We start from the raw sequence: 25,905 nt of genomic DNA, 5'->3' as shown, positions 1-25,905 counted from the left end.
TGAACTACAGTATTTTCTGTAAAGTCAGTAATAATTCATTGACAGTGTAAGGTTTTGGCAAAAATATCTGAGTACCAGTGTCCATAAGTTCTTCTAACTTGGTTTTAGACATCAAACCACTGGTACCAATGATTTTCACTTGGGGGTTAATTCTTTGCAAAGTCCGAATAGTGGTGATTCCATCCAAGGATGGTAACATCATATCCATGAGTACGGCACTAATTTTGTCTGCGTATTTAGCGTATAGCGCGATGGCCTCAATGCCGTCACTGGCAATTAAGGCCTGGTATTGGTGAGTTTCTAGTGAAGTTCTAGTGACATCTTGAATTGAGGGTTCATCATCCACAACGAGAATTAATTCACCATGTCCTTTAAGAATAGCTAAATCCTGGGGAGGGAGTGTTTCTGTTCCGCCCACAGCTGGTAAGTACACCTTAAAGCTAGTACCATGTCCTACTTCGCTGTACACATTGATAAAACCACCGTGGCTTTTAATGATACCAAGCACAGTGGAAAGTCCTAAGCCTGTACCTTGTCCGACTGGTTTGGTGGTAAAAAATGGATCAAAAATCCTATCTAAGCTTTCCTGTGGAATACCAACTCCAGTATCAGTAACCGTAATCACTACATATAATCCTTCCTTTGCTTCCAGGTTCATCCGAGCATAATTTTCATCGACCACAAGATTCTCACCAGAGATAGTTAAAGTACCCCCATTAGGCATAGCATCACGGGCATTAACACAGAGATTCATCAGTACTTGATGGAGTTGGGTACTATCTCCGGAAACCATCCACAAGTCGCTGGGGATGTCGGTATAAATCTCAATGGATTTGGGTAATGTTTCTTTGAGAATTTTGGTAATTTCTACAATCAGGTGTCTGATCTGCAAAGTAATCCGCTTTCCTTCTACACCTCTAGCAAAGGATAGCACCTGCTTAACTAAATCTGCTCCCCGTTTAGCATTGATTTCCACAATTTCCAACAACCGCCGAGTTCGTTCATCAAGATTAGGGAATTTCATCGGTAGTAATTGGGCTCCTGCCAAAATTGGTGTCAGGATATTATTGAGGTCGTGAGCAATACCACTAGCTAGTGTGCCGATACTTTCCAGGCGTTGAGCGCGAAATAATTGTGATTCTAAACGCTTCTTCTCAGTAATATCTGTATTAACAATCAAAATTGATTTAGGCATTCCGTCCGCGTCGCGTACCAAACTCCAACGACTAGCTACCAAGATTTCTTTCCCAGTTTTAGTGATTTGAGTTAACTCTCCTTGCCAGTTACCTTTAGTCATAACATGCAATAAAGCCTCCTGGAATTCCTGAACAGCTTCACTATTTAAAAGCTCGTCAGCATTTCTGCCCCTAGCCTCGTGAGCTTGCCAACCATAGAGATTTTCTGCACCTTTGTTCCAAAAGAGAATTTGATTTTTTAAATCACAGACACAAATTCCATCAGTGGTGATGTTTAGTAAAGCCGCTTGTTCACGAATTTTTGCTTGAGAAAGCTTACCTTCGCTGATATCAATACTGGCACAAGTTATACCGACAATTTCCTGGGACTCATTCCGCAGTGGTTCAACAGTCAAGTCATAATATCGATTCCCTTGGGGGGTAGTTATAGATACTTCCTCTCGAATACCAATGCCGTTAGTCAGGACACTATGTTTAATAGCCGTCAAACGTTCGGCATCTTTCTGTGGTATCAAATCAAAATCATGTTTACCCAACATCTGCTGACTCGTCCATCCAGACATGGGGTTATAAACCCAAGTGTAATATAAGTTTATATCTTGGTTAAAAACAAAGATGGGGGAATTTTTGAGAGCCACCCGAAAGCGTTCTTCACTTTGGCGCAAGGCATTTTCTGAACGTTGACGCTCAATGGCATAGCGCATGGAACGGACCAGTAAATCGCCAGTTACTTGACCTTTGATTAAGTAATCTTGTGCGCCTTCGTGCATCGCTCGTAGTGCAAGAGTTTCATCATTTAAACCCGTCAACACAATAATCGGAGTTCCTTTTGCCTGATCAGCCGTTCTGATAAAAGTGTCTAGCCCTTGGCTATCGGGCAATGAAAGGTCTAATAGTATGACATCAAAACTGTTTCTTGCTATGGATTTAAGTGCTTCACAAAGCTCCTCAACTGGTTCTAACTCTACTTTAGCTGTAGTTACTTCTTGTAATAACTCTTGTAGTAGAAAAATATCACCAGGGTTATCTTCTACTAACAAGACTTTAATAGATTTTCCTGCCATTTATTTCACTCCGGTGGCAGTTTTACAATTGCAAACCAGAAATTTTCTATGGACTGTACAATTTTAACGAATTGGTCAAAGTCAACTGGCTTAGTGATAAAGCAATTAGCCGAGAGGTTATAAACTTTGAGAATATCTTCCGACCATTGAGAAGTTGTTAAAACAACTATAGGAATTCCTCTGAGATTTTGATCGGCTTTGATTTCTGCCAGTACTTCGCGCCCGTCCTTTTTGGGTAAGTTTAAATCCAGCAGTATAATATCAGGATGAGGGACTTGATTATACTGTTCCTGTTTACGCAAGAATGCCATGGCCTCTACACCATCTTCGACCACGTGCAGATTAACTGCGATTTTACTATCTTCTAGGGCCATTCTGGTCAGGTGGGCATCACTGGCATTATCTTCTACTAACAAAACCTCAATAGGCATAATCGCTGTTTGATTATTCACGATTTTTTCCCTGACTTTTCTGGAATTGTGAAGTAGAAAGTCGATCCTTGACCCGGTTTCGACTCAACCCAGATACCTCCGCCGTGGCGTTCTATAATCTTTTTACAAATCGCCAGTCCAATTCCAGTACCTGGGTACTTAGTTCTACCATGCAAGCGTTGAAAAATGATAAAAATACGTTCAGCATATTGAGATTCTATCCCAATTCCATTGTCGCTGACCGAGAATAGCCATTGGTTGGGGGTTGTAGGGGCTGGGGACTGGGTGGTGGTAAGTTGATCATCTGTGTGTTCTGCTTTGACTGCTCCCACATGAATTTTGAGTGGTAATTCTCCCCGGAATTTGATGGCGTTAGCAATTAAGTTTTGTAATACTTGAGTGAGTTGACTAGGATCAGCCATGACTACAGGTAAAGGATCGTGGGTGATGATGGCCCCGCATTCTTCAATAGCAACTTTGAGATTAGCGATCGCACCTTCAAAAATCTTCTGAAAATCAACTTCGACCATGGGTTTTCCCCTGGTGGTGACACGAGAATAATTCAACAGATCATTGATCAGGTTTTGCATTCGCTCCGCGCCATCTACAGCGTAATTAATAAATAGTTTGGCGTTAGCATCTAGTTTGTCTTTATACTTTCGCTCTAAAAGTTGTAAATAACTCGTTACCATCCGCAAAGGTTCTTGTAAATCATGGGATGCTACATAGGCAAACTGTTCTAGTTCAGCATTGGAACGAGCTAGTTCTTGAGTATGACGGATTTCTTGTTCTAATAATTGTGCTTGGGAAAGAGCAATACCAATCTGGTTGGCGATTTGTTGTAATAAGTCTAACTCAAAGCTATTCCAGTGGCGAGGTGCGGCACACTGATGAGCAATGAGCAAGCCCCAAAGATTCCCCCTCACCATGATCGGTACCACCAGGTTAGCCTTGACACCTAAATTTTGTAGAAATTGGCGATAGCAGTCTTGAATATCAGATTCTTCAATGTCTACAATTGCACTGACCCTACCTTGGCGATATTTTTCCACATAGCCTTGTTCCTGAAAGCAAGGATCGAATATGTCTTGTCCAAGAGCTACAGGCCAAGCAGGTAGCACTGCCTCTTGCACTACTGTTCCCGATCCATCAGCCCAGACTTGAAACATCAATACCCTGTCTGCTTGCAGTAGTTTTTGAACTTCATGGACGGTGGTTTGTAGAATTTCCTCTAGTTGTAAACTTTCCCGAATTTTGAGGGTAATATCCGCAAACAGTTGCGATCGCAAATTTTGCCGCTTGAGTTCCTCTTCTACCCGCTTGCGTTCAGCGATATCGGTGTGGGAACCTAGCATTCGCACCACATCACCGTTTTCGTCCCAAAGTGCCTGTCCGCGATCTAAAATCCATTTATAACCGCCGTCTTTACACAAAATTCGATGTTCGGTGACATAAAACGGTGTTTTTTTAGCAAAGTGATTTTCAAAGGCTTGCAGGACGCTTTTTAAATCATCAGGATGGACTCGTTTTTGCCATTCATCCCAATGATCAGAAATTTCGTGGTCTTCATACCCCAGCATTTCCTTCCAGCGAGTGGAAAAGAACACTTCATTGGTTTTGACATTCCAATCCCAAATACCATCATTATTACCCTGTAAGGCTAATTGCCAACGCTGTTCACTCTGTCGCAGTGCTGCCGCTGTTTGGTGCTTTTCGGTGATATCTTGGAAATACACAGACAAACCATCTCGCGATGGATAGGCGTGAACACTAAACCAGCGCTGGAAAGGTGGATAGAATTCTTCAAATTCCACACTAACTTGTTTGGCAATGGCTCTGTGATACTCACAAGCAAATTTTGTGTCTACCATTGCTGGGAGAACTTCCCAGATATTTTCACCCAATAGCTCATTTTTGCTTTTTTGTAACAGTTGTTCTGCTTGACCATTGATGTATGTAAATCGCCACTCTTGATCTAAAGCAAAAAAGGCATCAGTGATGCTTTCAAGTATGTTATTAATCCTGCTATTTGCTGCTTGCTCATGGGTAATTAATTCTTCACTAATTCGAGATACTTGCGATATGTTACGTCTGAGTTCCAATTGGTTGATTACCAAGCGGCTCAGAGCCACCAGAGCTTCTACTTGTTGTTGGCTCAATTGCCGTGGTACTTTATCAATTACACACAGGGTTCCTAACATATAGCCTTTCATTGTAATTAAAGGTACACCTGCATAGAACCTTACATAGGGATAAGAAGTGACTACGGGATTTGTGGCTAACTTTGGGTCAGCTAAAGCATCGGATACAATGACAACATTTCGTCTTTCTTGGCAAAGGTAAGATAACCCGACATTACGCGGCATTTCGCGGGCATCTACACCGAGTTTTGCTTTAAACCACTGCCGATTTTCATCGATAAAATTTACCAGAGCTATGGGTGTACCACAAATAAAGGCAGCTAGTTGAACCAAATTATCATAAGCTTCTTCTGGCTCAGTGTCCAAAATCTGATACTGGCGCAGAACCTCCAGTCTCGCCGCTTCATAATTATTCGCTTCAGGGTTCATGAGCTTTTATATAAAAATTAAAAAATTAAAAAATTAGCAAGTTAAACTTTCAGCACATAGTTTTAGTTTAACAAGTTAAAAAATGATGGTATTTCTGTGGATACCCTGGTGACATTTGAGGTAATGGCAGTGAAAAATTGCTTTATGTGAGGCACTTGTCGCCACTCCAGAATGATTTAGGCATTCTGGAGCTTTTTTTCAGTTAAACCGTGGCTAAAAAAGAAGCTTGCTGGCGCAATTCTTCGACAAATTTATGTAAATTACCTGTGTTGAGACGATAACTCAGAGGATGAGCAATCAACCGCGCTGTACTTTCATACAAAGTCGTGATTTCAATTAAACCATTTTCACGTAGAGTCCGCCCCGTAGAAACTAAATCTACAATTGCTTCAGACATTCCTGTAATGGGGCCTAGTTCTACGGAACCATACAAGGGTACGATTTCTATGGGTAAATCCAGACTCTGGAAATACTCACGAGCGCAATTGACATACTTAGAAGCAACTCGGCCATGAGGAGGCAAATCCAAGGGTGATTTATAGGCACTAGATGCTTTTACAGCCACGGACATTCGACAATGACCAAACTGTAAATCAACTAAGTGTGCAACTTGAGGTTTTTTCTCCCGCAGCACATCGTAACCAATAATCCCCAACTGTACCTGACCATATTCCACATATACAGGCACATCTTGCCCCCTTACCAACAGTCCTTTTGCTTGCCCACTAGCATCAAGAATTTGCAGTTGGCGAGTTCCAGAATCCAAAAAAGCGCTAAAATCCAATCCTACAGATTGCAACAGGCGGATGCTATTTTTGAGTAGTTCCCCTTTGGGCAATGCAACAGTTAACATTTTATTTTTGGCAGTTCATTTATATTGAGAATATCTTGATTGCTTACCACAAGCAGCATGAGAATTTTATTAGTTGATGATGAAGTTGAACTAACTGAACCCTTAACTCGTGTGTTAACGCGCGAGGGTTACAGTGTGGATATAGCTTACGATGGTGCTACTGGAAGCGAATTTGCCGCCGGAGGTACTTATGATTTACTGATTTTAGATTGGATGCTCCCAGGAAAAACAGGTTTAGAGATTTGTCAGGAATTGCGCCGCCAAGGTAAAGTCACACCCGTACTATTTCTCACAGCCAAAGATACTTTAGATGACCGCGTGGAAGGTTTAGATGCGGGTGCAGATGATTATTTAGTCAAACCTTTTGAATTACGGGAGTTATTAGCGCGAGTTCGTGCTTTGTTACGTCGTGCGGGTTCTCCAAGTTACGAAAATACCACTGGACGGCTGACTGTGGCTGATTTAGAACTTGATTATGAAAATCAAGTGGCTTATCGCCAAGGACGAATTATTGAGTTATCTCAAAAGGAAAGTCAGTTGTTACAATTTTTTATGGAAAATACGGGACATTTGCTAACTCATGCTCAAATTCTACAAAATCTCTGGCCCCAAGATTACGAACAACCCAATAGTAATGTGATAGCGGCATTAATTCGCCTGGTGCGCCGTAAGATTGAGGTGGGAAAAGAAAGTCCATTAATTCATACTGTTTACGGTAAAGGCTATCGTTTCGGGAGTTCTTCTATCGATTCAACGCAAAGCTACGCAAAGTTTTTAGGTCGAATGTTTGAGTAATTTATTTATTTGAATTTGTAGCTCTTCTCGCAGTTTTTGTACTTGTTTATAGGTGACTGAAAGTCTTTTCACTGAATTGACTTTTTGTACAGGTAGGATAAAGTACTTAAGGTGAGTTTTCATTGCCCAAACTCCCATTGAAGGAAATATAATCAACATAATCATCAATGGCGATATGGGAAAGAAGGGTAATTTAAATAGTCGTTGCACTTTCTTGAAATTAATAGTCCAAGGATGTAAAGATTCGCTTCCAATGCACACAACTGGGAGAATGGGAATTTGATAGCGATCGCTCAGTTGCATAAAAGTTACATCAAATTTTTGTAGTTGATAGCGTTGATTCCAACCTTTGAGAGGTCCACGTAATCCTTCCGGTGCGTATAGCAGAGTTTTACCTTGTGCGGTGGCTCGTTCAAAATCACTTCTCTGAGCTCGCACAGCACCTAAAACCTGAGACCATTTAGCTGGTAGCCACCACATTATCCAAGGATGTTCAAATAGTGTTTCATTAGCTAGGGGTTGCACCTCCCATCCTTGGGCTTGACTTAGTAAGTAGCCTAAAGTGATAAAGTCCCAAGGAAAACACATCCCTGCATGATTCATCGCTACAATTACGGGAGTTTGTGGAGGTAGGAGATTAGTTTGTTGTAATTCTCCCTCAAAATAATATTTAACTATGGGAGCCAGAATTTCTTCACGAAAGGCTTTTTGATAGTGAGGATTAAATTCATCAACTTCTTGTCTTGGTGAACGACATCCCAGACGTAACCAACGATTTAGTAGTGCTAAGTAAAATCCACCTGGAAATAAAAACAATCCGTATTCTAACCAATTCCAGCCATCAGGGTCGGAGTGATAGTGCTGCCAGTGGCGGTTAAATAAAACCAGCCAACCAGGAGGATACCACAGACAAAACCAGTCAAACCAGCTAAATCTATAACCTTCACTGGTTGCTTTCTCCTGTTGAGTTTTGAGCCACTTTTTAGCGTGTTGATAAATCACAAGCAATAAGTAGATTACACAACAATGACATATCTTATATATATTTTTTTGATTTGTATCCTACCCCGGGCGTAATATTAACTAGATTTATTCAGATTTATCAGCAAAAAGGCTACATCAGTATAAATTGGTAAAGCGGGTCTGACAAAAATCATGGCCATAGGTAAATGGATTCCGTAAACCAGGAGAAAAAAGGGGAATTTCCGATTCTAAATTCAAAATGCTATTAAATGTTGAGAAATACTCCCACGCTCTCGCATCCTTGTATATTTTCATATTTTGACCAAAGTATTTTGCTTAAAAAAATGGTGTTCTGTATAACTGATAACAAAATAATAGTAAAATAAACCACTAATATCACAAGTTAAAGATTAACTTTGTCAGGTTCCTGTGACTTAACAGATTGATTCGGAGGTACAGTCATCAAGATCATGAGTAGACAATTTAACAGACGGAAGTTTTTAATCTACGGCTCTGCAAGTATCGGCGGTAGCTTTTTACTCAAGGCTTGCGCGAATAACTCTCCCACTGCTACTGAGAGTCCATCTGCTTCTTCTCCCACGGCCACCAGTAGTGGCGACACCATCAAAGTAGGTATTTTGCACTCCCTGAGTGGCACTATGGCTATTAGTGAAAAAAGCGTTGTCGATGCTGAACAATTAGCCATTAAAGAAATTAACTCTGGTGGTGGTGTTTTAGGTAAACAAATTGTCTCCATCGTTGAAGATGGCGCTTCTAACTGGGATACCTTTAGAGAAAAAGCCACGAAACTCATTGAGCAAGACCAAACAGCTGTTATTTTTGGGTGCTGGACTTCTGCTAGCCGCAAGAATGTCAAGCCAGTATTTGAGAGCAAAAACCATATGCTTTGGTATCCAGTACAGTATGAAGGTCAAGAATGCTCCAAAAACATTTTCTATACTGGCGCAGCCCCCAATCAACAAATTGAACCCTCTGTTGATTGGTTATTAAAAAATAAGGGTAAACAATTCTTTTTAGTTGGTTCTGACTACGTTTTTCCACGGACTGCTAACACTATTATTAAAGCCCAACTACAAGCTTTAGGTGGAACAACAGTTGCTGAAGATTATTTACCATTAGGTAACGTTGAAGTTACTCCTATCATCTCAAAGATTAAGCAAGCTTTGCCCAACGGCGGTGTGATTTACAACACCCTAAATGGTGATAGCAACGTTGCTTTCTTCAAACAATTGAAAGGAGCTGGATTGACAGCAGACAAGTATCCTTCTATGTCTGTGAGTATTGCCGAAGAAGAAGTTAAAGCTATTGGTGTTGAATATCTCCAAGGTCACTACGCTGCTTGGAATTATTTTCAAACCGTAGATACGCCTGCTAATAAAAAGTTTGTCGAAGCTTTCAAAAAAGAATATGGTGCAGAGCGGGTAATTAATGACCCAATGGAAGCAGCATACATCGCAGTTTATTTGTGGAAACAAGCAGTAGAAAAAGCTGGTACAACTGATTTAGATAAAGTCCGCGTTGCGGCCTACGGTCAAACCATAGATGCGCCGGAAGGCAAAGTAACAATGAATACCAATAATCACTTATCGAAAATTGTGCGGATTGGTCAAGTCAGACAAGATGGTTTATTTGATATTGTCTATGCTACTCCTGGAGCAGTTGATCCGATTCCTTGGAATCAATTTGTAAAGGAGACTCAGGGCTTTAGTTGTGATTGGTCAGATCCCGCTAAAGGCGGTAAGTACAAACAAGTGTAAGTCATTGGTCATTAGTCATTGGTCATTAGTTATTGGCCATTGACTAATGATTGTTGTTGAGGAGAAATGAGTGTTAACAGGTTTTTTAGAGGCTTTATTTAATGGCATTAGTATTGGAGCAGTATTACTAATTGCTGCATTGGGACTAGCCATTATATTTGGTTTGATGGGCGTTATTAATATGGCGCATGGTGAGTTGATGATGTTTGGCGCTTATGCAACATTTGTTGTCCAAAATGGCTGTAAGCAACTGGGGGGAGTTTGGTTTGAATCTTATATATTTTTGGCTTTGATTGTTGCTTTTTTCTTCACTGCTGTTGTGGGGTTAATTTTAGAACGGGGTGTGATTCGTTATCTCTACGGACGACCCTTAGAAACTCTCTTGGCTACTTGGGGTGTGAGTTTGATTTTTCAGCAGTTTGTTCGCAGCGTAAATTGGTCATTAGTAATTAGCATAGTGCTATTTTCTATGTTATTTTTTGGAGGTTTATGGATTTTAAATTCCCGCAGTAATTTCGCTAAAGTTCGTAATTGGGTTGTGGCGGTGTTGTTGTTATTATCTTTAGGAATAACAATAGTAACGGTCAATTTATTTAGTAATCAGCAAGCGGTAACTCTACCTTGGTTTGGGGCTCAAAATGTAGACGTAACTGCTCCTAGTTGGCTGCAAGAGGGAATATCTTTGGCTGGTGTCCAATTGCCATTTGCTAGGTTATTTATTATTGCTTTGACAATAGTTTGTCTGACGGGAATTTATCTATTTTTACAACGTTCTAACTGGGGTTTAAGGATTCGTGCGGTCACGCAAAACCGGAGTATGAGTGCTTGTTTAGGTGTCCCAACTCAAAAAGTTGATGCTATTACTTTTGCTTTAGGTTCGGGGTTGGCTGGTGTGGCTGGTTGTGCCATCAGTTTACTCGGTTCAGTAGGGCCAAATACTGGGCAAAATTATATCATTGATACCTTTATGGTGGTAGTTGTCGGTGGTGTGGGTAATTTGGCAGGAACTATTTTAGCGGCTTTGGGTATCGGTACGGCTAATTTTTTAATTGGTTCCGGGACTCTGGCTTTTTTGTTTTCTTCCATTCAGCCTCTAGCAGATGTGTTGAATTTCTTTGCCACCACGAGTATGGCGAAGGTGTTAGTATTTGCACTGATTATCGCGTTTTTACAGTGGAAGCCTGCGGGAATTTTTCCTCAGAAGGGTCGTACTGTTGACGTTTAAACCGTAGAGGCGCAGAGGATGCAGAGAATGAGGAACAAAGGAAGACGGTTAATTTTAATTGAAGTTGGGGGAGTGCTGGCGATAGCACTCATCTTGATTTTGATTATGCCAGCAATGCTTTCACCGTTTCGCTTGAATTTACTGGGGCGATTTTTATCCCTGGCTATTGTAGGTTTAGGTCTGGATTTGATTTGGGGTTATACCGGGTTGTTGAGCTTGGGACACGGGATTTTCTTTGGTTTGGGTGGATATGCCATTGCTATGCATCTGAAATTGCAAGTTCCCTCTGGTGAACTGCCGGATTTTATGGGATTGTATGGTGTTACAGAACTTCCTTGGTTTTGGCAACCTTTCTATTCCTTTCCAGTGGCGACAGTGGCTGTGGTGTTGATTCCAGGTTTGCTAGCGGGATTATTGGGATATTTAGTATTTCGTAATCGCCTGAAGGGAGTTTATTTTTCCATACTCACCCAAGCAGCGGTGATTATCTTTTTCAACTTTTTTAATGGTCAACAAAAACTGTTTAATGGCACTAACGGACTGACGGGTTTTCAAACTTTGTTTAGGGCTACTGTCAGTGACCAGCAAACACAATTTATTTTTTACACTCTAACGGTAATTTTTCTCGCAGCAACCTATGGCATTTGTCGTTGGTTGACAAGTGGACGCTTTGGCAGATTACTCATAGCTATTCGAGATGATGAAAATCGAGTGAGATTTTCTGGCTATAATCCTACAGAATTCAAAGTTTTAGTGTTTGCAGTTTCTGGTGCGATTGCTGGTATAGCAGGAGCATTTTACACTCTGCAAAGTGGTTCTGTATCACCGAGATCAATGGATATTGCCTTTTCTATTGAAATGGTCATTTGGGTGGCAGTGGGGGGACGTGCTACTTTAACTGGGGCAATTGTGGGAACTTTGTTAGTCAATTATGCCCGCACTTTTTTAAGTGAACAATTTGCTGAAATTTGGCTATTTTTTCAAGGCGCACTGTTTTTAATTGTTGTTACAGTTCTACCTGACGGCATGATGGGATGGTTACAAAGCCAAAAAATGCCTTTGTTGCAGCGCCATCAAAAAATTGCCACATATCCCTCCTTAGAAAAAGACCCCGAAGTGCAACATGAACGCCAAAATCTTGGAAACTGAAAACGTAACTGTAAGTTTTGATAATTTTAAAGCTATAAACCAACTCAACTTCAGCATGGATGCGGGAGAATTACGGGTAGTAATAGGTCCCAATGGTGCAGGTAAAACTACTTTTCTAGATGTGATCACAGGCAAAGTGCAACCAACCTTTGGGAGAGTTTTATTCAAAGGAAAAAACCTACGCTCTTTACCTGAATATGAAATCGCCCGACTAGGAGTTGGGCGAAAATTCCAAACACCTCGCGTTTATTTAAATTTAACCCCTCGTGAAAACCTAGAAATCACCAGCAACCGTAATAAGAATGTTTTCTCTACTTTATTTAGGGGTTCTCATGCTGGGGAAAGAAACAGTATTAAAGGACTACTAGAAACTGTCGGTTTAACCTCTAAAGCAGACATTGCCGCCGGCTTACTTTCCCACGGAGAAAAGCAACGCTTAGAAATTGGGATGTTAGTCGCCCAGTCACCAGATTTATTACTCGTTGACGAACCAGTTGCAGGCTTAACAGATGAAGAAACCTACAATATCGGCGAACTACTATTAACATTAGCCCAAAGTCATTCAATTTTAGTAATTGAACATGATATGGAATTTGTGCGTCAAATTGCTAAAACAGTCACAGTACTACATGAGGGATCAGTACTATGTGAAGGCAATTTTGCAGAAGTACAAAATGACCCCCGTGTTATCCAAGTGTATCTAGGAGAGGAACAAAAATAGGAGCTAAAAACTTCCTTTCCGTCCCTGGGTCTCTGCGTGAATAAATTCTCCCCCACTGGTATTTTAAATCAAAATGGAAATGCTCAAAATTTCTCAGCTTAACGTTTACTACGGTGAAAGCCATATTTTACGGGATATAGATTTAAGCGTATCACCAGGACAAATGGTGTGCTTAATTGGACGCAATGGCGTAGGCAAAACTACGCTACTCAAAACAATTATGGGCTTAATCTCACCACGCAGTGGCACAATTGACTTCATCGGTGAATTAATTAACAGCAAATCTCCAGATCAAAGAGCAAAAATGGGAATTGGTTATGTCCCCCAAGGAAGAGATATTATTCCTCGTTTGACAGTCAAAGAAAATCTGCTGCTAGGGTTAGAAGCTAGGCAAAAAAAAGTCAAAAAAGCAGAAATTCCCGAAGAAATTTTGAGCTTATTTCCTGTTTTGAAAACCATGTTGTCCCGCATGGGTGGTGATTTAAGTGGTGGACAACAACAACAACTAGCGATCGCTCGTGCTTTAATGGGAGAACCTCAGTTACTCGTATTAGATGAACCCACTGAAGGTATTCAACCCTCAATTATCCTGGAAATTGAAGCCGCAGTCCGTCGCATTGTGGAAACCAAAGGCGTTTGTGTTTTATTAGTAGAACAACACTTACACTTTGTCCGTCAAGCTGATTACTATTACGCCATGCAAAAAGGTAGTATTGTCGCATCCGGCCCCACCCAAGAACTGAGTCAGGATGTGATTCAAAAGTTTTTGGCAGTTTAAGAAGAAATGTTAATGATCAATAAAACGTGGATCTGGTAATGTGGCTTTGCCAGGTTGTCGTGGAAACCAAGCAGCCGTAAGCTTACAAACTTCAACCAGCATCAACATGACTGGAACTTCAATTAAAACTCCTACCACTGTAGCCAGTGCAGCAGCGGAATTTAACCCAAACAACATCACAGCTGTAGCAATGGCAACTTCAAAATGATTGCTAGCTCCAATTAATGCTGCGGGCGCGGCATCTTCATAAGATATATTCAGCTTTAATGCTGCCACGTAACTAATTAAGAAAATGAAATTAGTTTGAATAAATAATGGTACAGCAATTAACAAAATATGCAAGGGATTATTAACAATCAGTTCACCCTTAAACGCAAATAGCAAGACTAAAGTGATTAACAATGCGGTAATAGCCACCGGACTGAGATACTTTAAAAACCGCCGTTCAAACCAGTCTTTACCTTTGTATTTAAAAATCCAATAACGGCTATACATACCGGTGACTAAAGGTAAACCGACATAAATTAGCACTGATAGAACTATGGTTTGCCAGGGTACTGTTAAATCACTGGCTGCTAGTAACCACCTGCCTAAAGGTGCATACAAAAATAGCATGAGCAGAGAATTAACTGCCACCATTACCAAAGTATGTCCTTGGTTCCCGTAGGAAAGATATCCCCACAGCAAAACCATTGCCGTACAGGGAGCAATTCCTAATAAAATTGACCCAGCAATGTAGGAGTTTGCTATTTCTACTTGAGTACCACGAATTAATTCTGTACCTGTAATTAGTGGACGAAATAACCAACCCAAGAAAAACTGAGCAAACACCACCATTGTGAATGGTTTAATTAACCAATTAACCACCAAGGTGAGAATTACAGGTTTGGGAGCGCGGACAGCGTTAACAGCTTGGGTAAAGTCAATTTTCACCATGATGGGATACATCATGAAGAACAGACACACTGCAATGGGAATTGACACTTGATAAATACTAATGACATCCAGTGCTAAAGCCACCCCAGGAAATAACCTTCCTAATAAAATTCCCCCTAAAATGCAGAAAAACACCCAAAGCGTGAGATATCTTTCAAAAAAACTCAAATTACTCCCTGGTTGTACTGACGTTGTATTGGTGTGTTGATTTTTACTCATTGATATTACTTTGAAATAAAGTTGCCTTCATATCGCTATTCACCACCTTCGGCCTTCCAAGGGATTTCTTTGACTGGTTTTGGATCGGGTAGTTTGAGAGAAACTAATCCTGCTGCTAAAACTAACAACATGGATGTCCACAAACAACCGACTAAATTAAAATATTGAAAAACTAACCCTGATAAAACTGTGCCAGCTAATCGACCCCCAGAGTTAGCCATGTAGTAAAAGCCGACATTCAGCGCTACCTTATCGTCATCGGTGAAGGCTAACACTAGGTAGGAATGAACTGCTGAATTAAAAGCAAAGACCACGCCAAATAATAGTAACCCCCCAATAATTGCTATATTGCCAGGTATACCCAATTGTAAAGCCAGAGCAATGGCGGTGGGAACAGCTGTGAGGGTAAATGTCCAAAACTGGATAGTCTTTGATGTGGGGGGCTGACCAGATCCAAATTTCTGCATTAGTGTGGGCGCTAGAAACTGAATAATACCGTAAGCAATCACCCAACAAGCCAAAAATCCACCAACTTGATAGAACGACCAGCCTAAAGTCCCCCGCAAAAAAACTGGCAAGCCGACTACAAACCAGACATCCCGCGAACCGAAGAGAAAAAATCGTGCCGCCGAGAGAATATTAATTTCTTTGCTCTTGGAAAATAGTTGGCTAAACTTGACTTTGGCCTTGATTTTACCCATACCATTGGGCAACATCAACCCAGTAAACATAATTAAGAAAAGTCCCCCAGCCATGATTAACAAAGCATTGACAAAGCCAAAAGCAGTTAACAGCACACTACCAATGAAAAAGCCAACTCCTTTGAGAGCATTTTTGGAGCCTGTTAATACTGCCACCCACTTAAATAGAGATGATTGAGCTTCCTGGGGTACAACCAAGCGAATGGCACTTTTTGAACTCATTTTAGTTAAGTCTTTAGCAATGCCGGAAAATGCCTGAGCCACCATTACATAAAGGACTGCTATCCACTCTGCCCAATTACGATTTAGCCATGATAGCATCAGCAGAGAAAAAACCTGTAAGCCAATGCCAGTATAAAGAGTTACCTTTAAACCGAATTGAGAACCAATCCAACCGCCTAGAAAGTTAGTAACAACGCCAAAGATTTCATAGAACAGAAACAGTGAGGCAATTTGTAGTGGTGTGTAGCCAATACTGTCAAAATACAGCAGTACGAGCATTCGCAAAGCACCGTCGGTGATGGTAAAGCCCCAATAGGCAAGGGTGACAAGAATATAATTTTTCAGATTGGCGCGAGAAGCCGCAGAAGAAGTCATGAATAGTTGGGGAGTAAAGACTAGGTATTAGGGAAGCAGGGAGATGGTAGTTTTTCAATAACTAATAACTTAATGCAACCTTACGGGCGAGTTCAACCATACGATTGGCGTAACCCCATTCGTTGTCATACCAAGCAAGTATTTTGACTTGGGTTTTATCTACCACCATTGTGGAAGGGGCATCAATGATAGAAGAACGAGGATCATCTTTATAATCAATAGATACTAAAGGGCGTTCTTCATAGCCCAAGATGCCTTTGAGTGGTTCTTGTTCAGAAGCTGCTTTTAATAAGCTGTTAATCTCATCTACCGTGGTAGGTCGCAGGAGTTCAAACACACAGTCTGTTAAGGAGGCATTAAGTAATGGCACTCTGACTGCTAAACCATTGAGTTTGCCGTTGAGTTCAGGATAAATTAAGCCAATTGCTGTTGCTGATCCTGTAGTTGTGGGAATTAGAGATAAGCTCGTAGCCCGGGCCCGACGTAAATCTTTATGAGGGGCATCGACAATAGTTTGAGTGTTGGTATTGTCATGGATGGTGGTAATAATTCCATGGTTAATTCCCAAACCTTCATGAATGACTTTGACTACTGGAGCTAAACAGTTGGTAGTACAGGAAGCCGCAGTTAATAAATGATGTTCTTCCGGCTGATAGAGGTGGTCATTAACCCCCATGACTATGTTTAAGGCTTTTTCCTTGACGGGAGCAGCAACGATGACCTTTTTTACGCCTCTTTCAAAATAAGGGTTGAGAGTAGCTGGTGTTCTGAATTTACCCGAGCATTCCAGCACTAAATCAACACCGAAGTTATACCAAGGAACTTCGCCTGGGCTATTATGTTCACTAAAGCTGAGAGATTTGCTGTCAATTGAGATGCTTTCGCCTTCTGCTTCTACTTCTGGTGTCCAACGCCCGTGAACAGAATCAAATTTCAGCAAGTGTGCAGCCGTTACAGCACCGCCTTTAATTTCGTTGATATGGACAAAATCTAATTCTGGCCATCCCCATGCAGCCCGTAAAGCCAGCCTTCCGATTCTACCGAATCCGTTGATTCCTACGCGAATTTTCATCAGTTTTCCTATTTAGCTAATAATTTGTAGAGAGCAGAAGAAGCAGGAGTGAAGTTTTTTACTAACAACCAATATGAGCAATGTTCTAAAACCTGGCTTGTTTGCGGAGTAATTCACCAATGCTCATGTTTAACTGAGATTTTCCTTCAAATACTGTTCCTACTTTGCCTTTGTTAAAGTTGACATAATCGAGGTTATATGCTTCATCCGGCAAGGGTACATAGCCTACAGAAATTGCTGTCTGTGATGCGTTCTTGAAGTAAAATTCCAAGAAGTCTTTCAATCCTGGTTTATTTTGTGCGGACTGGAAATTAGCGTAGATAAATAAAGGTCGAGACAGTGGTTGATATTGAGATTTTTCTACTGTTTCCCTGGATGGCAAAACCATACCTTTACCACTATCTACTGGTAAGGCTTTTAACTTATCTTTATTTTGTTCGTAATAAGCATAACCAAAATAACCCAGGGCATTTGGGTCTTTATTAATACCTGCAACTAAGACATCATCATCTTCGCTGGCTGTGTAGTCTCTACGACTGGCTCTGGATGTACCTACAGTGGCCTCTGTAAAGTAGTCAAATGTGCCAGATTTATCACCAGCGCCGTATAAAGTTAGAGGACGATCTGGCCAAGATGCACGCACTTGGTTCCAACGGGTGATTCTACCTTGTGCAGCAGGTGCCCAAATCTTTTTCAGTTCTGCTACGGTGATGTCTTTTGCCCAGTTGTTTTGGGGATTAATCACCACAGTCAAGGCATCAAAAGCAATGGGTAATTCAAAATATCTGATACCATTTTGGTCACAAGCTGCCATTTCTTCCTTCAAAATTGGTCGAGAGGCGTTACTTATATCTATCTCACCAGCACAAAACTTTTCAAATCCTGTGCTCGTACCAGAGAAGTTAACTGTTATTTGTGCTTTATTTTGTTGTTTTGTTTGTTGAAATGCTTGGGCGATCGCAACTGTTATTGGATAAACTGTACTAGAACCGTCTATTTTAATCTGCGAAATTTTTGTGGAATTACTGACTTCAGTCACATTTACTGACTGGGGAGTTTCACTAGATGTGTTAGATGATGTGGCACAACCGATAGACACAACCAATACACCCAGCGTGAGAGCTAATTTTTTTGCGGTTGCCTTCATTGACTTCACCTCTAGGGGTGATACTACTAAGTTATGTATATATCATTTCAAAAAAAGTTGATATGTCAATCACAATTAAGGTAATGTATACAAAAATTTATCAAAAAAAGTTGATTAATCAGTAAAACTTATCACAACAACGAGCAGGAGAGATTTTTCCTAATCGACCATAATCGGCTAAGTATGTTGTTAGAATACCGAATTGCGACACATTTAAACTGTAATAAATCCAACGTCCTTCTTGACGGGCATTAACTAAGCTAGCTTCTTTGAGGGTTTTGAGGTGAAAAGATAGTTTTGACTGACTAACCCCCAAAGCATCACACAAGTCACACACACACTGTTCCTGCTTTCGCAATAGTTCCAGAACCCCAATTCTGATCGGGTCAGAAAGGGCATGAAAACCGGCAACAATTAAATGAGAATTGGTAGCAGAGGGGGTAGGCATCAGTGACATTTTTTCAAGCTATCTTCTATCTCTATTGTGAACCAGAAACGAGGGTTTGGGGTTGATAGCGGATACCAGCTTGTTTAAATCTGTGCAGAACTTCGCTCAGGCGATCGCAATCTGCAATCAAACTGATCCGCACATAACCTTCACCTGCAACTCCAAAAGCGTTACCGGGGGTGATAACTACGCCAGTTTGCTGCAATACATCCAGGGCAAAATCCGTAGAACCCATACCCACGGGACATTTTACCCAGAGATACATGGTGGCGTTGGTTTTGGGAATATCCCAACCCAATTTTCCTAAACCTTGAATGAGAAAATCGCGGCGGCCACGGTAGCGTTGTTGTACCTCATGCAAATATACATCTGGTAGTTGCAAAGCTGTTTCAGCTGCGGTTTGCAAAGCTGCAAAAATACCGTAGTCCAGGTTTGTTTTCAGAGTTCGTAAACCTTGAATAACATGACGGTTCCCCACCACAAAACCCACGCGCCAACCTGCCATATTGTAGGTTTTTGACAAGGTGTGAAACTCTACGCCAATTTCTTTTGCACCGGGAATTTCTAATAAGCTGGTGGGTTGATAACCATCAAAGGCTAACTCGGCATAACATAAATCATGCACTAGCATAATTTCGTATTTACGGGCAAAAGCCACGATTTCTGTAAAAAATCCACGGGGGGCGGTGGCTGCGGTGGGATTGCTGGGATAATTGAAATAGAGAATTTTTGCTTGTTCAGCCACTGCATCGGGAATAGCGGCTAAATCAATTAACCAGTTATTCTCTGGTTTGAGAATCAAGCTGTGAATTTTCCCCCCAGCAATTAACGGACCGCGAAAATGGGCAGGATAGGCGGGAGAAGGAACAAGAACTAAGTCACCAGGATTAATATAAGCGATGGCAAGATGGGTTAATCCTTCTTTAGAACCCAGTAAAGGTAAAGCCTCACTGTCGGGATCAAGCACCACACTATAGCGGCGATTGTACCAATTAGTGATGGCACGACGAAAACTAGCAGTACCTTCAAAGGGGGGATAACCGTGATTAGCGGGATTTTGCAACGCCGCCATTGCTGCTTCTACTACTGGCTGTGGTGTTGCACCATCAGGGTTTCCCATCCCCAAATCAATTAAATCCAGTCCTTGTTCTCGTGCTTTAGCCTTGAGTTCATCCAGACGGGCAAATACATAAGGCGGTAGCTGTTGTATGCGTTCTGCGGGGGTAATCCAATTCCAGCTCATTCTCAAACCTCTTCACTCATTCCCCTAGTGGACACACGATTTGTCACATCTCTACCATCCGTGGGTGCAGTGGTAGAAACCATTGCGGCCATCAACTGTTCCATAACAACTTTAAAAGGTAGTCGATGGATGTCAGATTGGGGATTTAAAGCAATTTCCGCAGCTGTTTGTAAATCGCCTAGTGTAATATTGCCCAATCCTAGATGTTTTAAATTTTGCGGTAGTCCAATCTCTGCATAAAACTTTAACAATTGTTGCCGTGCTGATGCAGCTAGTTGATTACTTTGTAACATTTCTTCTAAACGTAGTTGCACTAAAATACCATAGGCAACTTTTTCGCCATGTATACTGCCGTGTCCTGAAATGTGAGTTAAACCATTATGTACGGCATGGGCAGCAACTGTGCGACACTGCGCCCCACCTAGTCCACCAATTACCCCAGCGAGTAAAACTGTAGCATCTATCACTTCTTGCCAGACCTTACTGCCTGGTTTTTTCAGCGCGGTAGCTGACTTTTGCAAAAGTATATCTCGTAAAACTCGCGCTTGTTGTACTGCGGAGATAATTAAGGTTTGTTGAGAATTGCCACTGCTTACCGATGCTTCATACCACTTAGCGATCGCATCTCCAATTCCGGCTACTAATGTTCGTTGTGGTGCTGTTTGAATTAAATCATAGTCAAGTATTAATAAATCAGGACAGCGAGACAAAGCCACGTCATAGAGAAAAGCCCCTGACTCAGAATATACATTAGAAAGGGCAGTGGTGGCCGCGCAGGTAGCCCCCGATGTGGGGATTGTTACCACTGGTAACCGCAACTCATGAGCGACTAATTTAGCTGTATCCAAAGCTTTACCGCCACCAAAACCAATAATCACATCAGCTTGATGTTCCTCGGCTGTTTTCTTTAAACCTTGTAAACTAGCTTCACAACAATTTACACCATAGGAAGCCAGAGCCATTTGCCAGTTTTGCTTGGCTAAAACTGGTTGTAAGCACTTTTGGCTAATAGCCAGCGTCGAATTCCCTGCAATGATCAATGGACGAATCCCCAACAGGTTAATTTCTGCGGCTGCTGTTTGCAACACACCAGCACCACGAATTATTTTTGTCGGAGCAACCGTCAGGGTCAATAATGAGCCAGAGGTTTCAGTAAACACAGTTTTAATAGAAAATTGATTGGGCATATAAATCTAGTTTGCCAAAACCTTGATAATTCTTAATCAAATTTTAGAGTTATATCCAGAAATTTCGTTTTCATGAACTTGAACAATGCCCATGAGCCTGAAATTTTGAACTACCGAAATTTTTCAATATCCAGAATTTATATTTTTTATCTTAATCTAACATTAATCTATTTTGTATAGTGAAATACAACAAATAAATGTAATTTTGGTAACAAAAAAATTATTTTTCACCTGTAGTTAAAAAAGTGGGGAGGGCAGAAGAATTTTTGCATAAACTTCGCTATATTGCTGTATTTTCTCCCCGTTGACTCTCTAGAAACCTGTCTGGGACTCAATGACGACTATGAAGCACTAGAATTAGGCAATTGAGCGAATTTTTCCCGGTAAATTTCAATATCCATATCCGTATCTTCACGGCTAGCCAATGTCCGCCTGATTTGACCCAAGTAAAGCGGTACAGAAATCCCTGGTTGGGGATGGATTATGGTACGGGCACGAATAGTGAGTTGATTGTCTCCCCTTGTGCCTAAGCGACCGTAAGAATACAGATTACTAGCCGCTTGCAGCAAAGTTGCTTCTAACTGTGAGGGAGAAATTTGCGGTGATGTAGCAATTACTGTTTGTGTAGAAGCATTATCATAAACTAGAGTATATTTTACTGCTCCGGGAATGACAGTGCGACTTAAGGGAACCAAAGACAAAGAAAATAAACCCGCAGTCAGCACTAGCATAAAGCCAGTTGTACCTACCAGCCGAAAGCGGATACCCCATTTGAGAATAAAAGCCAGGACTGCTAGGGCAGCAAATGCTATGGTGGCAATACCCGACCATTGGGCATACCGAAGAAAGTCAGCTGTTGTAAGCATACAGATTGGCTACTTAGGCGTATTTTAGTTCATGACGGACACACCCATTTTACCGAGTGGTTGCACCAAAGATATATTCGACTTCTGGTGACTGGGGACAAGGTTTTATGGCTAATGGCCACCCATAGGTCAAGGGGTTATTTTTCTGATTCCTTTAGTTATTTCCCGCCTTTGTAATGTGCAACTCCCCAAAGTGCAGAAAATAACAACCACGAAATTGTATTTAGTCTGAAGTCAAAAAGACTAATATCCACAGTATTGAATATCAGCCATTGTAAAACAACAACAATATAACTAAAAAACATCAATTTATCTTCCTGAGCAAGATAGTAGGATTTTTGCAACAATTGCACAGCTGCAAACCACACCCAACCCAGACAGGCAAAAAATAAAATTGCGCTAGGTAAACCAGTTTCAGCTGATAGCATCAAAAATAAGTTGTGCGGATGACCCAAATCAATGTGCATTTTGGCTCTGTAGAGGTCACTGAAACTGCGTAAACCCCAACCTGTCCAGGGTTGCTGCTGAGTTAAAGACCAAGCAAATTTCCATTGGGTGGTTCGCATTAAAGCCACGGGTCTATCGGGATACATTTGATCGTTTAACCGTGCCCAAAAGAAAGCAGGAATAAATCGCCGAAAAAGTTTCGTCCCTGGTGAGGGTGCGAAGGCTGCTAAAAGTACGCTAGTAATTAGACCAATAACACCACACACCAGAAGATGCCAACCTTGGTAAAGAGCGTAAGCTAAACAAGCAACCATAGCCATCGCCCAGCCATTGCGTGAGTTTGTTAAAATCAGCGCAACTAAGCTGATAATTACTGACACAGTTAAAAATATTGTCTGGATTTTCGAGTTGCTAGACAAGGGATTCATGCTTAACGTCCATTGTTCTAGCCACAACCCTAATCCGAGGGTGAAAGTGATGGCTAAATAAGCGGCTAACAGGTTTGCGTGCATGAAAATAGAAGCCATCCGTCCTGGTGGCTCTCCTCCTGGGGCGATGGATAAATCTAATAAAATCCACAAAACTCGCCACTGAAAACTCCAACCCCAAAACATCTGCCCAAAGCCCATAACTACCACTGGGATAGAACCAATGATGAAAATCCCAGTTATTTGCCGCAATTGGGCAGGTGTTTTAATTAGAGTGCTGAGACCAGCAAAAACTACAAAGAATGGTAATAAATTAAACAGACCCAAAAAAGCCTGTGTTTTTTCATGGGCAAGGCTACAACTAATTATTAGTAGTACGCTTAACAGAGCAAATCCCCAGTGAAGTGGACGGTGGATCACTGTACGGTATTGTTTTTGGCAAGTTATTAATGCTGCCAAAAGTATACTGACACCGCCCACAAACGGACTGAAGGGAAAAATCAGCAGTCCAATTTGAGTTAAATTCCAAGGGGTTTGTAGATGAGCATGAGTATGATTAAAAGCTAACTTCAAGCTGGCTCCCAATATTCAGCACGGGTAAGACGAATTTGTGCCAGAGCAAATATAGTGGGGATGATGCGACCATAGTTAGTGGCAATCGCTCTCCATCCCAAATCTGCAAAAAACCAAGTCCACATGACTGGGCCAATGAAAGTAAAAATACTACGTACTGCGCCATAACGAGCCGCATTGATCACCATACCCCGTCGCGCCATTTGTAAAGCTACATAGCCTTTCAATTGGGTAGTAGCTGCTTGAGAACCGGCAATTGCCGCCTGTTTAGCTACTTCATATTTAGCAAACTGGATAGCAAATTGACGTGCTATTTGTTGCAATACTAATGGTTGAATAATAGAAGTAACCGCCAAGACGCTACCACCTTTAAAAATTAATCCCAAGGGATCACGCTGTAATAAAAGTGGTAGCGGTTGTTTAACTTCTGACTGTGACAGTTGACGTTGCATCTGGTGATTTAATTTTTGCTTTTCATATTCTGGTAATTTTTTCCACACCTGTCCTAATAGATGTAAAAATAATTCTGCTTCTAAATCAATGGTTGTCAGTTCCGTAGAATAAGGAATTTTCAAATACTTGTATACTTGAATTAATACTTGACGATAAGTTACCTGACTTGTACGTCCGCGCAATACCGTCATCCCATCTGCTGCTAAAAACCGAAAACGACTTTCTAATGTGTCTAGCCAAGCTTTGTAATTCTGGCTTTGAACCTCAATTGGTTCAGGTGTACCAACATAATCCAGCGGATTAAACTTACGACTAAACAAAATTGCCGTTAAGTCTTGCAATTCTTCTTGTGTTGCTAATTCCAGCGCCGCCCTCAGCTCATCCAATTTCCCTTCCTCCCTTCGTGCAGCCTTTATGTACTTTATTCTACTATTAGCTTTTAGCAGTCATTGGTAACTGCTCTGTACTTGATAATCACGAATAAATTATGACTGATATTGCAATAATTGGTGCTGGTATGGCAGGTTTAGTCTGTGCCCAACGGTTAACTCAAGCTGGATATTCGGTGTTGGTTGTGGAAAAGTCCCGTGGTTTAGGGGGAAGACTCGCCACTCGCCGTTTACATGGAACTTGGGCAGATCATGGAGCCTGTTATTTAAAGCCTAAAGGTGAATTATTCCGAAATTTTGTAAAATCATTAAGCGATCGCCATATTTTAAAAGTCTGGACAGATGAAACTCAACCCAACTTTGCACCGCGTTATGTTGCACCTGGAGGAATGAGTGCCATCGGCAAGTTTCTCGCCCAAGGTTTACAAATCCAACTGAATCAACGTGTCACAGCTATTAACCCTACCACTAACAATAGTTGGTGTCTGACTCTCGAAAGTAACGAAAAATTAACAGCTAAAGCCCTGGTTATAGCGATTCCAGCGCCGCAAGCCGTGACAATCTTAGCACCATTGGCAGAAGATGTATTAGATAAAGCATTTCTAGCCAATTTGAGTTCTGTGGAATTTTCTGCTTGTATCAGTGCGATCGCGGGGTATCCGGCGACATCCCAACCATTACCACATTGGCAAGACCGTAAATTTACAGATGATGCTGTTCTGGGATGGGTGGGTTTAGATAGCAGCAAACGTCCCCATCCTCAGCAACCTGTATTTGTCTTGCAAAGTAGCGCTAATTTTGCCCAAATTCATTTAGAGTCATCAGATTTGCAACCGGTTGCACAGGATATGTTGCAACAAGCCGCCCAAAGTTTAGGGCTTCCCTGGCTAGCAACACCAGAGTGGATGCAGGTACATCGCTGGCGTTACGCTTTTCCTAGCCGTCCTTGGCCCAATCCTGTCTTATCTGGCAAAACTTCCCCACCATTAGTGTGTTGTGGTGATTGGTGTGGTGGTTATCTTGCGGAAGACGCAATGATTTCTGGGCTTGCTGCATCTGTGGAAATTAATCATAACTTGAGCCAGCTACCCCTATCTGATTATGATTAATAACCTCATTATAAGTCTTTCACTGGTAATAATTCATCAATTACGGACTGAAATGATAGCGTTTTGTATTCTTTAATTTTGCGATAAAAAAAGGTAGAACGCAACCGATAGTTAATCCGATGAACCTCTATTAAAAGATTAGTTTTCTCTATGGACATGGTACTTCCTTTTCCCATTTATAGCCTTTTCCAGTCTAATGATGTACAGTGATTAAGATAAGGTTGTGCATCTACTTGATGGTGAAAATGAAAGCATATTCTCTCGACTTTCGCCAAAAAATACTTGATACATACTTGGAAAGTGGAATATCACAACGTCAATTAGCAAAAAGATTCTGTGTAAGTTTAAGTTTTGTGGAGAAATTACTAAAGCAATATAAAGAAACACAAAGCATTGCTCCTAAATTGAGGATAAAACAAACTCCTACAAAGCTCAATTCTGAACAACTTAATATTCTCCAAGAAATAGTTGAAGCCAAGAATGATGCCACATTGGGAGAAATTCGCTTAATTCTTCAAGAAAGAACAGGAGTAACAATTGGTATATCTACAGTAGACCGGATGTTAC

24 protein-coding genes are annotated in these 25,905 nt (G+C 41.3%); 8 read left to right on the top strand and 16 right to left on the bottom strand.

Annotated elements, in window-relative coordinates; translation table 11 throughout:
* Nucleotides 1-4 precede the first annotated feature (4 nt).
* The 4 genes from NWP25_RS16735 to hisG form a co-directional block, all read right to left on the bottom strand.
* Nucleotides 5-2,260, bottom strand: coding sequence for a hybrid sensor histidine kinase/response regulator (locus NWP25_RS16735; protein ID WP_280650500.1), 2,256 nt, complete (start codon nucleotides 2,258-2,260; stop codon nucleotides 5-7).
* A gap of 5 nt (nucleotides 2,261-2,265) precedes the next feature.
* Nucleotides 2,266-2,691, bottom strand: a complete 426-nt coding sequence (locus NWP25_RS16730) for a response regulator (protein WP_280650522.1) — start codon at nucleotides 2,689-2,691, stop codon at nucleotides 2,266-2,268.
* A 17-nt stretch (nucleotides 2,692-2,708) separates the two neighbouring features.
* Nucleotides 2,709-5,261 (bottom strand): GAF domain-containing protein, encoded by a 2,553-nt coding sequence (locus NWP25_RS16725; protein WP_280650499.1) that lies wholly within the window; start codon nucleotides 5,259-5,261, stop codon nucleotides 2,709-2,711.
* Between the two features lie 202 nt (nucleotides 5,262-5,463).
* A complete protein-coding gene (hisG, locus tag NWP25_RS16720; RefSeq protein ID WP_280650498.1) occupies nucleotides 5,464-6,114 on the bottom strand; it encodes an ATP phosphoribosyltransferase in 651 nt (216 codons plus the stop codon).
* 57 nt (nucleotides 6,115-6,171) lie between these two features.
* Here hisG and NWP25_RS16715 point away from each other — a divergent pair, with 57 nt between their 5' ends.
* Entirely contained in the window at nucleotides 6,172-6,909 is a 738-nt protein-coding gene (locus tag NWP25_RS16715; RefSeq protein ID WP_280650497.1) for a response regulator transcription factor, read from the top strand.
* Here the strand turns inward: NWP25_RS16715 and NWP25_RS16710 are convergent.
* Nucleotides 6,889-7,911, bottom strand: a complete 1,023-nt coding sequence (locus tag NWP25_RS16710; RefSeq protein WP_280650496.1) for a 1-acyl-sn-glycerol-3-phosphate acyltransferase — start codon at nucleotides 7,909-7,911, stop codon at nucleotides 6,889-6,891. The genes NWP25_RS16715 and NWP25_RS16710 overlap by 21 nt on opposite strands.
* A gap of 431 nt (nucleotides 7,912-8,342) precedes the next feature.
* Here NWP25_RS16710 and urtA point away from each other — a divergent pair, with 431 nt between their 5' ends.
* The 5 genes from urtA to urtE all read left to right on the top strand — a co-directional run bounded on the left by urtA (nucleotide 8,343) and on the right by urtE (nucleotide 13,523).
* Nucleotides 8,343-9,650, top strand: a complete 1,308-nt coding sequence (urtA, locus tag NWP25_RS16705; RefSeq protein ID WP_280650495.1) for an urea ABC transporter substrate-binding protein — start codon at nucleotides 8,343-8,345, stop codon at nucleotides 9,648-9,650.
* 70 nt (nucleotides 9,651-9,720) lie between these two features.
* Nucleotides 9,721-10,875: an ABC transporter permease subunit gene (locus tag NWP25_RS16700; RefSeq protein WP_280650494.1), complete on the top strand. Its 1,155-nt coding sequence runs from the start codon at nucleotides 9,721-9,723 to the stop codon at nucleotides 10,873-10,875.
* A gap of 27 nt (nucleotides 10,876-10,902) precedes the next feature.
* On the top strand, nucleotides 10,903-12,024 hold the full coding sequence (gene urtC, locus NWP25_RS16695) for an urea ABC transporter permease subunit UrtC (protein ID WP_280650521.1): 1,122 nt from the start codon (nucleotides 10,903-10,905) through the stop codon (nucleotides 12,022-12,024).
* Nucleotides 11,999-12,745 carry an urea ABC transporter ATP-binding protein UrtD gene (urtD, locus tag NWP25_RS16690; protein ID WP_280656353.1) on the top strand — a complete coding sequence of 249 codons (747 nt, stop codon included), beginning with the start codon at nucleotides 11,999-12,001 and terminating at the stop codon, nucleotides 12,743-12,745. Before urtC ends, urtD begins: the two co-directional genes overlap by 26 nt.
* Before the next feature lie 79 nt (nucleotides 12,746-12,824).
* The gene (gene urtE / locus NWP25_RS16685; RefSeq protein WP_280656352.1) at nucleotides 12,825-13,523 is read left to right on the top strand and encodes an urea ABC transporter ATP-binding subunit UrtE; all 699 of its coding nucleotides are present in this window, start codon (nucleotides 12,825-12,827) and stop codon (nucleotides 13,521-13,523) included.
* A gap of 9 nt (nucleotides 13,524-13,532) precedes the next feature.
* On the opposite strand, the gene arsB is transcribed toward urtE, so the two are convergent.
* The 10 genes from arsB to NWP25_RS16635 form a co-directional block, all read right to left on the bottom strand.
* Nucleotides 13,533-14,678, bottom strand: coding sequence for an ACR3 family arsenite efflux transporter (gene arsB, locus NWP25_RS16680; protein WP_280649937.1), 1,146 nt, complete (start codon nucleotides 14,676-14,678; stop codon nucleotides 13,533-13,535).
* Between the two features lie 35 nt (nucleotides 14,679-14,713).
* Nucleotides 14,714-15,976 (bottom strand): organoarsenical effux MFS transporter ArsJ, encoded by a 1,263-nt coding sequence (arsJ, locus tag NWP25_RS16675; protein WP_280649938.1) that lies wholly within the window; start codon nucleotides 15,974-15,976, stop codon nucleotides 14,714-14,716.
* Nucleotides 15,977-16,037: 61 nt separating this feature from the next.
* A complete protein-coding gene (locus NWP25_RS16670) occupies nucleotides 16,038-17,048 on the bottom strand; it encodes an ArsJ-associated glyceraldehyde-3-phosphate dehydrogenase (protein ID WP_280649939.1) in 1,011 nt (336 codons plus the stop codon).
* Between the two features lie 85 nt (nucleotides 17,049-17,133).
* The gene (locus NWP25_RS16665; protein WP_280649940.1) at nucleotides 17,134-18,195 is read right to left on the bottom strand and encodes a PstS family phosphate ABC transporter substrate-binding protein; all 1,062 of its coding nucleotides are present in this window, start codon (nucleotides 18,193-18,195) and stop codon (nucleotides 17,134-17,136) included.
* A gap of 118 nt (nucleotides 18,196-18,313) precedes the next feature.
* A complete protein-coding gene (locus tag NWP25_RS16660) occupies nucleotides 18,314-18,643 on the bottom strand; it encodes an ArsR/SmtB family transcription factor (RefSeq protein WP_280649941.1) in 330 nt (109 codons plus the stop codon).
* A gap of 31 nt (nucleotides 18,644-18,674) precedes the next feature.
* A complete protein-coding gene (locus tag NWP25_RS16655; RefSeq protein ID WP_280649942.1) occupies nucleotides 18,675-19,886 on the bottom strand; it encodes an aspartate aminotransferase in 1,212 nt (403 codons plus the stop codon).
* Nucleotides 19,887-19,888: 2 nt separating this feature from the next.
* Nucleotides 19,889-21,073: an iron-containing alcohol dehydrogenase family protein gene (locus NWP25_RS16650; RefSeq protein WP_280649943.1), complete on the bottom strand. Its 1,185-nt coding sequence runs from the start codon at nucleotides 21,071-21,073 to the stop codon at nucleotides 19,889-19,891.
* A 341-nt stretch (nucleotides 21,074-21,414) separates the two neighbouring features.
* Nucleotides 21,415-21,939, bottom strand: a complete 525-nt coding sequence (locus tag NWP25_RS16645) for a Ycf51 family protein (protein WP_280649944.1) — start codon at nucleotides 21,937-21,939, stop codon at nucleotides 21,415-21,417.
* Between the two features lie 158 nt (nucleotides 21,940-22,097).
* Entirely contained in the window at nucleotides 22,098-23,387 is a 1,290-nt protein-coding gene (locus NWP25_RS16640; protein WP_280649945.1) for an O-antigen ligase family protein, read from the bottom strand.
* Nucleotides 23,384-24,226: a YaaW family protein gene (locus NWP25_RS16635; RefSeq protein ID WP_280649946.1), complete on the bottom strand. Its 843-nt coding sequence runs from the start codon at nucleotides 24,224-24,226 to the stop codon at nucleotides 23,384-23,386. Before NWP25_RS16635 ends, NWP25_RS16640 begins: the two co-directional genes overlap by 4 nt.
* A gap of 101 nt (nucleotides 24,227-24,327) precedes the next feature.
* Between NWP25_RS16635 and NWP25_RS16630 the strand changes: the two genes are divergently transcribed.
* On the top strand, nucleotides 24,328-25,338 hold the full coding sequence (locus NWP25_RS16630; RefSeq protein ID WP_280649947.1) for an NAD(P)/FAD-dependent oxidoreductase: 1,011 nt from the start codon (nucleotides 24,328-24,330) through the stop codon (nucleotides 25,336-25,338).
* 8 nt (nucleotides 25,339-25,346) lie between these two features.
* Here NWP25_RS16630 and NWP25_RS16625 read toward each other — a convergent pair whose 3' ends face one another.
* Nucleotides 25,347-25,514, bottom strand: a complete 168-nt coding sequence (locus NWP25_RS16625) for a hypothetical protein (protein ID WP_280656348.1) — start codon at nucleotides 25,512-25,514, stop codon at nucleotides 25,347-25,349.
* Nucleotides 25,515-25,583: 69 nt separating this feature from the next.
* Here NWP25_RS16625 and NWP25_RS16620 point away from each other — a divergent pair.
* Nucleotides 25,584-25,905 (top strand): helix-turn-helix domain-containing protein (locus tag NWP25_RS16620; protein WP_280699823.1); only part of this gene is annotated, 322 nt, incomplete at its 3' end.

Origin of the sequence: Umezakia ovalisporum Ak1311 (assembly GCF_029891685.1) — a bacterium.
Classification (GTDB): Bacteria; Cyanobacteriota; Cyanobacteriia; order Cyanobacteriales; family Nostocaceae; genus Umezakia; species Umezakia ovalisporum.
This window is presented reverse-complemented; position numbering and strand designations above follow the sequence as displayed.

Excerpts from the sequence above, each read along its gene's own strand:
- NWP25_RS16735 (WP_280650500.1), bottom strand. The coding sequence starts at position 2,260 with ATGGCAGGAAAATCTATTAAAGTCTTGTTAGTAGAAGATAACCCTGGT.
- NWP25_RS16730 (WP_280650522.1), bottom strand. The coding sequence starts at position 2,691 with ATGCCTATTGAGGTTTTGTTAGTAGAAGATAATGCCAGTGATGCCCAC.
- NWP25_RS16725 (WP_280650499.1), bottom strand. The coding sequence starts at position 5,261 with ATGAACCCTGAAGCGAATAATTATGAAGCGGCGAGACTGGAGGTTCTG.
- hisG (WP_280650498.1), bottom strand. The coding sequence starts at position 6,114 with ATGTTAACTGTTGCATTGCCCAAAGGGGAACTACTCAAAAATAGCATC.
- NWP25_RS16715 (WP_280650497.1), top strand. The coding sequence starts at position 6,172 with ATGAGAATTTTATTAGTTGATGATGAAGTTGAACTAACTGAACCCTTA.
- urtA (WP_280650495.1), top strand. The coding sequence starts at position 8,343 with ATGAGTAGACAATTTAACAGACGGAAGTTTTTAATCTACGGCTCTGCA.
- urtC (WP_280650521.1), top strand. The coding sequence starts at position 10,903 with ATGAGGAACAAAGGAAGACGGTTAATTTTAATTGAAGTTGGGGGAGTG.
- urtD (WP_280656353.1), top strand. The coding sequence starts at position 11,999 with ATGAACGCCAAAATCTTGGAAACTGAAAACGTAACTGTAAGTTTTGAT.
- urtE (WP_280656352.1), top strand. The coding sequence starts at position 12,825 with ATGCTCAAAATTTCTCAGCTTAACGTTTACTACGGTGAAAGCCATATT.
- arsB (WP_280649937.1), bottom strand. The coding sequence starts at position 14,678 with ATGAGTAAAAATCAACACACCAATACAACGTCAGTACAACCAGGGAGT.
- arsJ (WP_280649938.1), bottom strand. The coding sequence starts at position 15,976 with ATGACTTCTTCTGCGGCTTCTCGCGCCAATCTGAAAAATTATATTCTT.
- NWP25_RS16670 (WP_280649939.1), bottom strand. The coding sequence starts at position 17,048 with ATGAAAATTCGCGTAGGAATCAACGGATTCGGTAGAATCGGAAGGCTG.
- NWP25_RS16665 (WP_280649940.1), bottom strand. The coding sequence starts at position 18,195 with ATGAAGGCAACCGCAAAAAAATTAGCTCTCACGCTGGGTGTATTGGTT.
- NWP25_RS16660 (WP_280649941.1), bottom strand. The coding sequence starts at position 18,643 with ATGCCTACCCCCTCTGCTACCAATTCTCATTTAATTGTTGCCGGTTTT.
- NWP25_RS16655 (WP_280649942.1), bottom strand. The coding sequence starts at position 19,886 with ATGAGCTGGAATTGGATTACCCCCGCAGAACGCATACAACAGCTACCG.
- NWP25_RS16650 (WP_280649943.1), bottom strand. The coding sequence starts at position 21,073 with ATGCCCAATCAATTTTCTATTAAAACTGTGTTTACTGAAACCTCTGGC.
- NWP25_RS16645 (WP_280649944.1), bottom strand. The coding sequence starts at position 21,939 with ATGCTTACAACAGCTGACTTTCTTCGGTATGCCCAATGGTCGGGTATT.
- NWP25_RS16630 (WP_280649947.1), top strand. The coding sequence starts at position 24,328 with ATGACTGATATTGCAATAATTGGTGCTGGTATGGCAGGTTTAGTCTGT.
- NWP25_RS16625 (WP_280656348.1), bottom strand. The coding sequence starts at position 25,514 with ATGGGAAAAGGAAGTACCATGTCCATAGAGAAAACTAATCTTTTAATA.